Genomic DNA, 12,389 nt, shown 5'->3' on the forward strand with positions numbered 1-12,389 from the left:
GAGATAGACATGGATAAAACGATCGTGTTCAAGTGTGGAGGCAGTGTCATTCGAGAACTTTCCGATACCTTTTATGAAAATGTCCGCTCACTTCAAGCTGCTGGATTTAAACTGGCTATCGTACATGGCGGAGGTCCTGAAATCACGAGCATGCTGCAAAAATTAGAAGTGAAAACGGAATTTGTAGATGGACAGCGCAAAACAACAAAGCCGGTGTTAGAGGTAGCCGAAATGGTCCTTTCAGGAACGGTGAATAAATACTTTGTTTCAGAGCTGGCAAAGCATGATATATCATCTGTCGGTGTATCTGGTAAAGATGGACAGATGCTTGTCGCCGATTTTCTCGATCAAGATGTATATGGGTACGTTGGCGAAATCAAAGAAGTCAATTCAGAGATGGCAGAAGCACTAATGGAGAAACAATTCATTCCCGTCATTGCGCCGCTATCTATGACCGAAGAATGCCAAACGTTAAATGTAAATGCTGATCTTGCAGCATCAGCAGTCGCAGGAGCTATGAAAGCTGATAAGCTCATGTTTGTCACAGATGTGGAAGGAATTTTAAAAAATGGTGAGCTGTTAGACGTTGTCACCGAACAAGAAGCGCTCAAGCTCATCGATGAAGGTATTATTTCCGGGGGAATGATTCCAAAAGTGCAATCTGCGCTAAGTGCTTTATCAGGAGATGTGGATGAAGTCATGATTGTGAATGGAAAAGGCAGTATTTTTACAGGAGATACCTTTAAAGGAACTCGAATTGTAAAACAAAAGGAGGCGGTCCTGTGAGTCATCTCTTTCAAACGTACGGACGGTGGAATGTTGAAATTAAAGAGGCAGAAGGTTCTTGGGCAGTTGATACAACTGGGAAAAAATATTTAGACTTTATACAAGGCATTGCGGTCACGAATTTAGGTCACAATCATCCAAAGGTCAATCAAGCCATCAAGAAGCAGCTTGACGAGGTCTGGCACGTATCAAATCTATTTGAAAATGGACTGCAAGAAAAAGCAGCGGAAAAGCTGGCAGCAAACAGTTCAGGAGATCTCGTATTTTTCTGCAACAGCGGGGCTGAAGCGAATGAAGGGGCTATCAAATTGGCCCGAAAAGCAACAGGTAAAACAAATATTGTGACGTTTTTGCACTCTTTCCATGGGCGCACGTATGCTGGTATGGCTGCCACAGGTCAAGATAAAATCAAAACTGGTTTTGGACCGATGCTGGAAGGCTTTCATTATGTACCGTTTAATGACCCTGAAGCGATCACAGCGTGTGAAATCGATGATGTCGCAGCGGTCATGCTGGAAGTGGTGCAAGGTGAAGGTGGAGTGAATCCAGCTACAGCGGAATTTCTAAAGGCCGTTCAAGAGTTTTGTAAAAAACATCAAGCACTGCTGATTGTAGATGAAATCCAAACGGGTATTGGGCGAACAGGGACAGCATTTGCCTATGAGCAATCGGGACTTGATCCTGATATTATTTCAGTCGCAAAAGGTTTAGGAAATGGGTTTCCAGTCGGTGCAGTGATAGGGAAAAAAGCTTTAGGGGATGCATTTTCTCCAGGCTCTCATGGCACAACATTTGGTGGCAACATGCTCGCTATGTCAGCTGTGAACGCAACTCTTGATGTGATATTCAAAGAAGACTTTCTTTCAGAAGTGAAAGAAAAGGGTGCGTATCTCTTAAAGAGACTGCAAGAAGTCAAACAGCTGAATATCGTGAAAGAAGTACGGGGCAAAGGATTAATGGCAGGGATTGAGTGTCATCAGCCAGTAGGTGATTACATCACAGCCCTTCGAGAGCAAGGTTTGCTGGTGCTTCCAGCTGGTCCGAATGTCATTCGTTTATTACCTCCACTGAATGTCAAAAAAGTTGAATTGGATCAAGCCATTGAAGCAATCATTCAAGTGTTAGCAAATGAAACAGTAACGGTCTAAATTTTTTTGCAACAAAACGTATAAACATGCATTTATATTATTAATTATTCAATACGGGGTGACACAAGCATGAAAGGTTATTTAAATTTAGAAGATGGAGCCTCTTTTGAAGGAGATCTGACAGGAGAAGCTGGCATAACAGGTGAAGTGGTCTTTTTTACGGGGATGACAGGTTATCAAGAGGTGCTCACAGATCCTTCTTATAAAGGACAAATCATTGTTTTCACATATCCACTCATCGGAAACTACGGGATCAATCATGAAGACTTTGAGAGCAAAAAACCACAAGTAAAAGCGGTCGTTGTCTATGAGGCAGCTGAGCATTTTTCTCATCACCTTGCAGCCGTAAGCTTAAAGGATTATTTACAGAAGTGGAACATTCCGCTTCTTACACATACAGATACTCGCGCAGTCGTGCAGAACATTCGAGCAAATGGAACGATGAACGCAGTGCTTAGTTTAGACGAAAATGAAACGCCACCTGCAATGAAGCAAGACAATGTGGTTGAGCAGGTCACAGAAGATGAAGTATACACACAAGGCAGCGGCGAGGAACATGTAGCACTCATTGATTTTGGCTTTAAAAAATCTATTGCAGACTCACTCGAAGCGCGCGGCTGTAAAGTCATAGTGATTCCGTACAAACAAATGGAAAAGGTATTTGATATCAAGCCAGATGCGATCCTTTTGTCAAATGGACCTGGAGATCCAAAAACAATGAAGCCATATTTAAAAACCATTCATGACATCATGATGACCTTCCCGACACTAGGCATTTGCTTAGGTCATCAATTAATTGCTCTTGCGCTTGGCGGGGATACGTATAAGCTTCCTTTTGGCCACCGCGGGGCGAATCATCCTGTACAAGATACAGAATCAAAACGTGTCTTTATGACAAGCCAAAATCATAGCTATGTGGTCAATGAAAAAAGCATGAATGACAAAGAAGTGGACGTCAAATTCCTCCACGTGAATGACGGATCTGTTGAAGGATTCATTCATAAAGAGAAGCTGATTATGTCCGTTCAATTTCATCCAGAAGCACACCCAGGCCCTGCAGAAAGTGAATGGGTATTCGATGATTTTATTGAGAAAGTGAAACAAGCAAGGAGAGAAGTCGCACATGCCTAAAGATCAAAGCATACAAACCATTCTAGTCATCGGGTCTGGTCCAATCATCATTGGTCAGGCAGCAGAATTTGATTACTCAGGAACACAAGGTTGTATGGCCTTAAAAGAAGAAGGCTACAACGTCATCTTAGTGAATAACAACCCAGCAACCATTATGACAGACGAGTCATTTGCTGATGAAATTTATTTTGAACCGCTTTCAGTTGATTCAGTGACAAGAATCATTGAAAAAGAGAAACCAGATGGTCTTTTAGCCAATCTTGGCGGACAGACGGCTTTAAACCTTGCTGTCGAGCTGGAAAAAGCCGGTGTGCTGAAAAAGCATGGGGTAAAACTGCTCGGAACGTCAGTTGAAACAATTGAAAACGGTGAAGATCGTGAGAAATTCCGTGCTCTCATGAAGCATTTGAATGAACCTGTACCAGAAAGTGAAATTGTGGATAATGCGAAAGACGCCCTTCAATTTGCAAAAGAAGTGGGCTTTCCCGTCATTCTTCGACCAGCCTACACACTTGGTGGTAAAGGGGGAGGCATCGCTTTAACTGAAGAGGCTTTTAAACCGCTGATTGAAGGTGCTCTTCTAGCGAGTCCGATTCATCAGTGCTTAGTTGAAAAAAGCATTGCTGGCTTTAAAGAAGTCGAGTATGAGGTCATGAGAGATCGTCAAAATACGTGTATCACTGTATGTAACATGGAAAATATCGATCCAGTTGGTGTGCATACAGGTGACTCGATTGTCGTTGCACCGTCACAGACATTAACGGATCAGGATTATCAAATGCTCCGCTCAGCGAGCTTAAAAATTATTTCAGCGCTTGATGTCGTTGGCGGCTGTAATATCCAATTCGCTCTCGATCCACTCAGCAAAGAATATTTTGTCATTGAGGTCAACCCTCGGGTCAGCCGGTCTTCTGCTCTTGCATCGAAAGCAACAGGCTATCCGATTGCCAAAATGGCGGCAAAACTTGCGGTCGGTTATACACTAGATGAATTGAAAAATCCGCTTACAGGAACAACGTATGCTAGCTTTGAACCGGCACTCGATTATGTCGTGGTGAAATTCCCGCGCTGGCCGTTCGATAAATTTAAACAGGCAGACCGGAAATTAGGCACAAAAATGAAGGCGACTGGTGAAGTCATGGCGATTGACCGTAATTTAGAATCTGCCATTCAAAAAGCAGTCGCATCACTTGAAATCAAAACAAAGGGCTTCCACTTGCCTGAACTGAAAGAACATTCGACTGAACAGTTATTTGAATTAATCAAAACACCGGACGATCGCCGTTTCTTTGCTGTCATGGAGCTGCTTTCCAGAAAAGAAACCGTTGAAACGATTCATGAAACGACGAAGATTGATCTGTTTTTCTTACATGTTTTCAAGAATATGATCACACTCGAACAAGAATTGAAGAACCATCAGGGGACGCTATCCAAAGACACCTTAAGAAAGGTGAAAGAAAAAGGCTTCCTTGATGAAACAATCGCTTCTCTGACGGATCGCAGTGAACAAGATATCAGACGGCTTCGCCAAGAGTATGGCATTGCCGCTTCATTTAAAATTGTCGATACATGTGCGGCTGAATTCGATGCAAAAACGAATTACTTCTATTCTACGTACTTTGGCAAAAGTGATGGAGAGCATCAAGAGAAAACAAAGGAGCGTGCACTCATCATTGGCTCTGGTCCGATTCGAATTGGGCAAGGGGTCGAGTTTGATTATAGTGCCGTTCATGGCGTTCTTACTTTACAAAAGCTTGGATTTGAAACCATCATGATGAACAACAATCCAGAAACGGTTAGTACCGATTATGAGATTGCAGATCGTTTATACTTTGAGCCGATCACGTTAGAACATATTTTAAACGTAGTTGAAGCGGAGCAAATTGATTTTGTCATCGTTCAATTTGGCGGGCAGACAGCAATCAATGTGGCGGAAGGTTTAGAAAAAGCCGGCGTTACCTTGTTAGGCACGTCCTTTGACACACTAGATGCATTAGAAGATCGCGATTTATTCTATCAGCTTCTTGATGAACTGAATCTTCCTCATGCAAAAGGAGATACAGCACATTCAAAAGAAGAAGCACTGGAGCATGCTGCAAGCATCGGGTACCCTGTTCTTATTCGTCCATCATATGTCATTGGTGGAATGGGCATGATCGTTGTTCATACAGAAGCTCAATTGGCAGAACTACTTGATCAGCCAGATCATTTACCTTATCCGATCTTAATTGATGAGTATGTCACTGGAAAAGAAGTGGAAGTGGATCTCGTTTCAGACGGACAAACGACATTCATTCCAACAATCGTTGAGCATATTGAAAAAGCGGGCGTACACTCAGGTGACAGCTTTGCCATCTTGCCAAGTGTCTCTATTAGTGAAGACATCAAAGAGCAGGTGTATAACGCTTCTGAACAAATCGCAAAGAAATTAGCTTTTAAAGGCATTATGAATATTCAATTTGTGATAAAAGGGAACCAGGCGCTCGTATTAGAGGTGAATCCTCGGGCAAGCCGGACTGTTCCAGTTGTAAGTAAAGTCATGGGTGTTGACATGATCCCAATGGCGACTCAGCTGTTAGCTGGTGCAACGCTTGAAGAATTGAAACCGGCAACGAAGAATAAGGGGGGCACAGCTGTTAAATTCCCAGTCTTCTCCTCACACGCCATTCAAGATATCGATTTAAAGCTCACACCTGAAATGAAGGCGACGGGTGAAGGAATGTGTGTAGGAAAGAACGTCGAAAGCGCCTTGAAAAAAGTGTTTGCGCCGATCTGGCAACAGAAAGGTACCCTCTATATTCATGGCAGTGAATTACTTAAAGATGAAGCTACACGAGCAGGCTTTGACGTCTGGACTGGCAGCTTTGAATCGTGGCTGCAACAAGACGATAAATCGCTTCACATTCATTTAGGTGATGATGAAGAGGCAAAAGAACAGCGTGTAAAAGCACTCACACATGGTGTTCAAGTTCTAACCGAATATGAAACAGCGCAAGCGTTCCTGCAAGGAAAAGATGGAGATGTATCACCAGTATCTCTCCACGAATTATATAAAAAGGAAGTGACGGCATGAGCCAAGTCGACGTGCAACCGGCATTATACGGAAAAGACTTTTTATCGTTAAAAGACTTTTCGATCAATGACATTGCGTACTTAATTGAAAAAGCAGAAGAAATGAAACAACATCCATATCAAGATTTATTCAAAGGAAAAACATTAGCGATGATCTTTGAAAAATCTTCAACTAGAACCCGTGTCTCGTTTGAAGCGGGCATGACGCAGCTAGGCGGACATGCGCTCTTCCTCAGCTCAAATGATCTGCAAATTGGCAGAGGAGAAACGATTGGTGATACAGCGCAGGTGCTGTCTGGGTATGTAGATGGCATTATGATTCGAACCTTTGAACATGAGAAGGTAGAAGAACTTGCAAAATACGCCTCTATTCCAGTGATCAACGGACTAACGGACTATTCTCATCCATGTCAGGCACTGGCTGATTTACTGACGATTAAAGAAGCAAAAGGCACACTAAAAGGTGTGAAAGTGGCGTACATCGGTGATGGGAATAATGTGGCTCATTCCTTAATGGTTGGCTGCGCGCAGTTAGGCTGTGACATTGCCGTTGCATCACCAAAAGGCTATGAACCTCTTCAAGAGGTGACAGAGACTGCCCAGGCGTTTGCAAAACAATCAGGCGCAGAAGTCATCGTCACAACAGATGCAGTAGCTGCTGTTCAGGATGCAGATGTCATTTATTCGGACGTATTTACAAGCATGGGGCAGGAAGCTGAAACAGAGAAACGTCTAGCTGAATTTAAAGAATATCAAGTCAATGAGGAACTCATGCAACATGCAGCAGCAGATTATATCTTCCTTCATTGTCTGCCGGCACATCGCGGAGAAGAAGTGACGGCTGATATCATTGATGGACCACACTCTAAAGTATTCCAGCAAGCAGAAAATCGCTTGCATGTGCAAAAAGCGTTAATCAAAGAGCTCATGTATCAACAACCTAAATAAATCACAAGTGTCCCTGTCTCGGCTGAGCAGGGACTTTTTACATATTGGATTGGAGAGGCAATGGACGGGACATAATAACATCAATCGAGAAAGGAGGATGGAAATGGGTCAACAGCATCAGTTTAAATCTGGTAATAAGGCACCTAATAATGGTGTTTATATCGAAATCGGTGAGACCGGTAGTATGGTGAAAGATCCTTTAAAGATAAAGCTTAAAGCAGGAGACGTCTTTCCGGATAACTCGAACCATAACCGCGTTTGGACTTACCAAAGAAAGCCTTAAGCAATTGACTAAGAGTCCATATGAATAAGTCTTTAGAGGCATGTGTCATGCCTCTTTTTTCTTTATAATAAAAAACAATTAAGTTCCAATTTTCAAATAAATAGTATGAAAAAAAGAAAGATTAAGGTAAAATATGTAAGAATAGTATAAGGTTGAAAGGATTTGTGTGATGGAAAAGATGAATCTCAGTGAAAGTGTTTGGAATAAACGCTTCACCTCATTGTTCATATCAAGACTCATAAAAAATACAGGAGAAAGTTTTGCTTTTACATCCGTTCTTTGGTTATTAATTTTAAGAGGGGATGGAGCGCTCGGTACCGGACTTCTTCTAGCAGTGACAGTTCTTCCTTCATCATTGTTGGCCCCAATACTAGGACCTCTTATGAAAAGACATCATTTATCTAAATGGATGTTTGCTTCAGATGTCATTCGAGCAACCATTGTACTCATTATTCCACTACTGCATTTTTCGCACATATTGCCTCTATGGTTATTGATCTCATTAATGGTTATTCAATCGGCAACAGGTGCAGCCTATAACCCGGCTTCTGTGGCCATCCTGCCGCAGATTGTTCCAAAGCATCTCATTCAAAAAGCAAATGCGATCCTGCAATCATCTTTTGAAATTGTCGCACTTGCTGCGGTGATGGTCGCTGGTCTTTTGGTCAAATTAATTGGACCTGCAGATACGCTCCTGATCACCACTGCTTTATTCATCATATCGGGCTTGTTCATTATTGGCGTTAAACTCCAAAAGTCAGATGCAGAAAAAGCAGCAGACATTAAACAAGCAAAGAATACATATCTGTATAACTTAAAAAGAGGCTTTCTAGTCGTTAAAAATCATCATATTTTATTTGCACTAACCCTTTATTGTATTTTAATGAATGTCGCCGCAGCTCCGTGGCAGGCATTATCCGCTGTATATGTAGCAGAAGCGCTGCAAAGTGATTCAATGGTGTATTCCATTTTAAGAGGTGTCGCCGCAGTTGGTGCGTTTATGATGGGCTTTGCACTGGCGAAGGTGAAAATCAAAAGATTCGGCTTGTTCTTTATTGTCGCAGGCATGATTGAAGGAGCTGCATTCTTTATCACTGGAATGAGTACATGGCTTCCAGTCGTTCTTCTAGCTTCCTTTATTTTTGGTGCAGCCGTCAGTGCAATCAATGTCCCAGAGATGGTCATTATTCAAACGTCTGTTGACCAAGAAGATCAGCCGCAAGTATATGCCGTGATCAATGCGTCATCGAATGTCTTTCTCCCGCTTGCAGCCGTCATATCGGGCGTCCTGGCAGAACGCTTTGGAGCAGGACCTGTCATTGCGGGGGGTGGTGTGCTTGAAATTTTATCAGGCATCGCGATCTTCCTGTTCACAGGGCTAGCGAAAAGCCATTTGTCAGCAGACAAACAGAAGTCCGAAACGGTTGATGTGTAACTCAAAAACCCCCTGTAATTGACGGCAGGGGGTTTTAGCGTGCCCTCTCAACTTCTGGTCATCATTCTGAAAAAAAGAAAAAGAGCTAATCTCAAATCATTAGCTCTTTTCCAGCAATATTAAGAATGTTCTGTTGAACTTTCTGTTTCTTTCATTGGACTTACTTCAGCAAAGATGAATAAAATAACCGTAAACACTATGGCAAGAATGGAAGTTAACGTAAAATCATAAGCAGCTCCATTCATAGATGAAACGATGTAACCAGCCATATGTGTCAGCAGAAAAGTCCAAATGAGGGTGATAATGTAATGCATTATTCCACCGTCCTTTATGTAACAATCTATTGACTATCATACCATAGATACGAGTTCAGAGAAAAGACTGTTTTCCGCCTTTATGTGACCATTTTGAGACCTTCTACTATAAAAATAAAAAGAATTCTTCTGTCTTTAGGGGATTTCCTTATTCCTACAAGAGTTGTTGTTCATATCATAGAAAGCAGAATCACTGAAAGGAGGCTGGCCATATGGGTGTAAGCGAACGGTTTTTCCAGCTTGGTTCCCAGTGGAACGTCATTCACCTTCCTCAAAAACCAAATGGCTTTGGCATTCTAATCCTCGGTGACCGAAATCACTTTGTGCAGGAAAATACATCATTCTGGCTTCAGCATTACGGAAGAAACCAGCTTTTAACTGCTTTAAAGGATGAAGGATATACATTGTTTAATAGTCATCTTCATGGGAATCACTGGGGATGTGAAGATGCTGTTTTTAGTGCGAAACAGCTTGTTCATCACACATTAAAACAAGAAATATTAAACCGGGAAATTCATGTGCTGGCAGAGGGAATGGGCGCACTTGTCGCCATGAGTCTTGCCGAAGAAATGCCAGAAGTGCTAAGGTCTATAGCCATGATGAATCCATGTTTACACCTGCAAGCACAAAGAGAAAGAGAAAAGGAACACAAATTCTTCTACAAACAGTTCATGAAAGAACTCGCACAGAGCTATGGGTGCTCTGCAAAGGAAGCTGAAACGTATCCACTTCCTTCTTGCCCCGTTCATTCAGCTCATGTACCGATTCATATATGGCAGAGACTAAACGGCGCACCGTATGCCTATGAACTACACGCAAAGCCTTTTATTGATCAGCATATGATGAATCCAGACCATTGTCAGATGGACCTTACCTTGCATATGTTTGATCATCCAAGAAGAATCTTTCAGTCCATTCACAAGTTTTATAAATCGCATGAAAGAGAATTGTAATGAATAGGATGATAACAGCCCTTCATGGAAAGGGCTCTTCTTTTTATTCGATATGCTAAAAAAGGGGACATGAACATGGAAACAGGACTGATCATAGGTGCAGATGAATTTTTTGGCCTGACACTTTGTGAATATATGATGAAAGAGGGCATACAAGTGGATATCACATATCCTAAGGAGCAGTCAGAGGAGCAAAAAATGTTATTAGAAGAGCGGATGATGTGGCTCGGCCGCAATGATCTTGTCCGCGTTATTGATGGTCAAGATAGGAAAGAGGCATATGACCTGATCTTTTTTCAATCAGATGATTCAATGAACAGAGAGACAGACCTCGAAGCGAAGCATGGCATATACCACTTGTTTTACGAAGAACCCGAAAGCCATTCGCATGAACAAAGCGTTTCGGCTGTTATCCTTCCACGCATGTTTGGTCCGTGGACACTCCATGAAGAGAGACGAATAAAGGATGATCACACATTTTTTGTAGAAGATGTCGCAAAGGAGCTTTTAAAGTGGGCACGCACCGATCAAAGGCAGGAAATGATCCATCAATTAAAGGTAGAAAGACAAACAGGTGACAAACAAGCAGAAGAAATCATAGCAGAATGGAAAAGACAAAACTCAACATTTTTCGACAAAAAGCAAGAATGATCTTCCATCTTATCTTTTTTCAGTATAAAATAAACCTATATTTAACATACAGGTTCATGCCTGCGTGTTGCAAAGGGAGTTGAACATGGCATGAAGTACCAGCGGCTTGTCATGATCTTTTCGTTCCTTCTTCTTATGCTATCTGCCTGCTCGCAGGCGCCGTTAAAAGGACATATTGAGAAGGTGGGTTTACTCGTCCCCGATACGATTAATGATCAAGTTTGGGGAACGAAAGGTTATAAAGGCTTATTAAATATCCAATCAACATTTGGTGTAGATGTTTATTATAAGGAAGGGATGGTCGACAAGGAGAAAATCGTTGATGCCATTGAAGAATTTCATAAAAAAGGAGTCAATTTGATTATTGGCCATGGCAATGAATACAGCGAAATTTTCAACTTGATCAGTGAAGATTATCCGAAAACACAATTTATCACGGTCAATGGAGGCAAGCCTCAAGCTGATAATGTCACAAACGTCACGTTTAAAGGAGAAGCAATGGGCTTTTTCGGAGGCATGACAGCAGCACATATGTCCAAAACAAAAAAGATTGGTATTCTGGCTACATATGATTGGCAAAGTGAAGTAGACGGTTTTATCAAAGGTGCAAAATATCAGGACGAACATGTGCAAGTCCTAGCGGAATTTGTCGAAAACTGGGATGATGCTGACAAAGCGGTGAACCTCTATCAAAAATTGAAAAAACAAGGTGTAGATGTTGTGTATCCAGCAGGTGATGGTTATAATATCCCTGTCATTGAACAAATCAAAAACGACAATTTATCTGCGATCGGATATGTCACTGATCAATCCAACCTTGGAAGCCATACGGTGTTAACTAGCACAGTCCAGCATGTCGATAAAGCGTACAGTATCATTGCGAAGAAGTTTAATGAAGGCAAGCTAAACGAACAAGGTGAGTACTCCTTTGACTTTAAAGAAGGAGTGATCGAAATGGGGAAATTTAGCTCAACCATAGACCGCGCTTTTGTGAAAGACATTGAGAAGGATATTGCGAATTACAAAAAAACAGGCAAACTGCCAAATGAAAAGTGAGGACGTTGAACATGCAGCACGAAAAATCGATGGAGTTTTTACAAATTGCGATGAAGTATTTTCCACAAGCAAAAGAAGAATTAGATAAAGCAGGGATTCAGCTTGATCCACAAGCACTTCAGCCGCTTCTCTCTTTGTTTACATCTGTCATGCAAGAGGCATATGAGCTTGGAAAAGCAGATGCAGCATCAAAAAAAGCCACAGAATAGTGGCTTTTTTTTATGATAATTTTTTCTTAAAGGCACTGATCATAGGGCCGACATCTTTAAACACAGGCTTCAGCTCATCGATGGAGTTCATAATGTTTCCAATTTGATTCATGACATGCATGTAGTCAATGGAGTCATCACTTGAAGAAGTCTCTGCACGCTCCTCCTTTTTTTCTGTCTTGTTTTTCTCCTTTTCTAGCGGCTGACCAAACATCATTGCTGAGAAAATATCCTTTTGCGCCATATCACATGTTCCTTTCTACTATTGGTATATCATTAATCTATGAAAAAAGTGAGAGGAAAGGTTAGACGTTTGTATTGCCAAGGAGAAAAAAATAAGGTAAAATTAGTACCAGATACTAATATAAGATCACAATATCACATGCTCGTATGAGTAAAAGGA

The 12,389-nt window shown here is 41.7% G+C and carries 13 protein-coding genes; 11 read left to right on the plus strand and 2 right to left on the minus strand.

What is annotated here, in order from left to right:
• Positions 1 to 9: 9 nt before the first annotated feature.
• From argB to ACTJKA_RS07670, 7 genes are all read left to right on the plus strand, one after another.
• Positions 10 to 786 carry an acetylglutamate kinase gene (argB, locus tag ACTJKA_RS07640; RefSeq protein WP_345912206.1) on the plus strand — a complete coding sequence of 259 codons (777 nt, stop codon included), beginning with the start codon at positions 10 to 12 and terminating at the stop codon, positions 784 to 786.
• Positions 783 to 1,934: an acetylornithine transaminase gene (locus ACTJKA_RS07645; protein WP_265154050.1), complete on the plus strand. Its 1,152-nt coding sequence runs from the start codon at positions 783 to 785 to the stop codon at positions 1,932 to 1,934. The genes argB and ACTJKA_RS07645 overlap by 4 nt, the downstream gene beginning before the upstream one ends.
• 69 nt (positions 1,935 to 2,003) lie before the next feature.
• Positions 2,004 to 3,065, plus strand: coding sequence for a carbamoyl phosphate synthase small subunit (locus ACTJKA_RS07650; RefSeq protein ID WP_265154051.1), 1,062 nt, complete (start codon positions 2,004 to 2,006; stop codon positions 3,063 to 3,065).
• Complete coding sequence (locus tag ACTJKA_RS07655; protein ID WP_171465173.1) at positions 3,058 to 6,138, plus strand: carbamoyl phosphate synthase large subunit; 3,081 nt, start codon at positions 3,058 to 3,060, stop codon at positions 6,136 to 6,138. The genes ACTJKA_RS07650 and ACTJKA_RS07655 overlap by 8 nt, the downstream gene beginning before the upstream one ends.
• Positions 6,135 to 7,085: an ornithine carbamoyltransferase gene (gene argF / locus ACTJKA_RS07660; protein ID WP_076821884.1), complete on the plus strand. Its 951-nt coding sequence runs from the start codon at positions 6,135 to 6,137 to the stop codon at positions 7,083 to 7,085. Before ACTJKA_RS07655 ends, argF begins: the two co-directional genes overlap by 4 nt.
• 103 nt (positions 7,086 to 7,188) lie before the next feature.
• Positions 7,189 to 7,368 carry a YjzC family protein gene (locus ACTJKA_RS07665; RefSeq protein ID WP_008348517.1) on the plus strand — a complete coding sequence of 60 codons (180 nt, stop codon included), beginning with the start codon at positions 7,189 to 7,191 and terminating at the stop codon, positions 7,366 to 7,368.
• Between the two features lie 169 nt (positions 7,369 to 7,537).
• Complete coding sequence (locus ACTJKA_RS07670; RefSeq protein ID WP_148780243.1) at positions 7,538 to 8,803, plus strand: MFS transporter; 1,266 nt, start codon at positions 7,538 to 7,540, stop codon at positions 8,801 to 8,803.
• A 119-nt stretch (positions 8,804 to 8,922) separates the two neighbouring features.
• Here the strand turns inward: ACTJKA_RS07670 and ACTJKA_RS07675 are convergent, their stop codons facing one another.
• Positions 8,923 to 9,117: a YjzD family protein gene (locus tag ACTJKA_RS07675; protein WP_024720055.1), complete on the minus strand. Its 195-nt coding sequence runs from the start codon at positions 9,115 to 9,117 to the stop codon at positions 8,923 to 8,925.
• 212 nt (positions 9,118 to 9,329) lie between these two features.
• Here ACTJKA_RS07675 and ACTJKA_RS07680 point away from each other — a divergent pair, with 212 nt between their 5' ends.
• The 4 genes from ACTJKA_RS07680 to ACTJKA_RS07695 all read left to right on the plus strand — a co-directional run bounded on the left by ACTJKA_RS07680 (position 9,330) and on the right by ACTJKA_RS07695 (position 11,986).
• Positions 9,330 to 10,070 (plus strand): hypothetical protein, encoded by a 741-nt coding sequence (locus ACTJKA_RS07680; protein WP_007499048.1) that lies wholly within the window; start codon positions 9,330 to 9,332, stop codon positions 10,068 to 10,070.
• 75 nt (positions 10,071 to 10,145) lie between these two features.
• On the plus strand, positions 10,146 to 10,721 hold the full coding sequence (locus tag ACTJKA_RS07685; protein ID WP_019743124.1) for a hypothetical protein: 576 nt from the start codon (positions 10,146 to 10,148) through the stop codon (positions 10,719 to 10,721).
• 90 nt (positions 10,722 to 10,811) lie between these two features.
• The gene (locus tag ACTJKA_RS07690) at positions 10,812 to 11,777 is read left to right on the plus strand and encodes a BMP family ABC transporter substrate-binding protein (RefSeq protein WP_008348509.1); all 966 of its coding nucleotides are present in this window, start codon (positions 10,812 to 10,814) and stop codon (positions 11,775 to 11,777) included.
• An 11-nt stretch (positions 11,778 to 11,788) separates the two neighbouring features.
• Positions 11,789 to 11,986, plus strand: a complete 198-nt coding sequence (locus ACTJKA_RS07695) for a ComZ family protein (RefSeq protein ID WP_108611363.1) — start codon at positions 11,789 to 11,791, stop codon at positions 11,984 to 11,986.
• A gap of 10 nt (positions 11,987 to 11,996) precedes the next feature.
• Here ACTJKA_RS07695 and ACTJKA_RS07700 read toward each other — a convergent pair whose 3' ends face one another.
• Entirely contained in the window at positions 11,997 to 12,230 is a 234-nt protein-coding gene (locus ACTJKA_RS07700; RefSeq protein WP_108611364.1) for a hypothetical protein, read from the minus strand.
• Between the last annotated feature and the right edge of the window lie 159 nt (positions 12,231 to 12,389).

It is taken from the genome of Bacillus sp. 22190, from assembly GCF_052045575.1.
Classification (GTDB): Bacteria; Bacillota; Bacilli; order Bacillales; family Bacillaceae; genus Bacillus; species Bacillus altitudinis.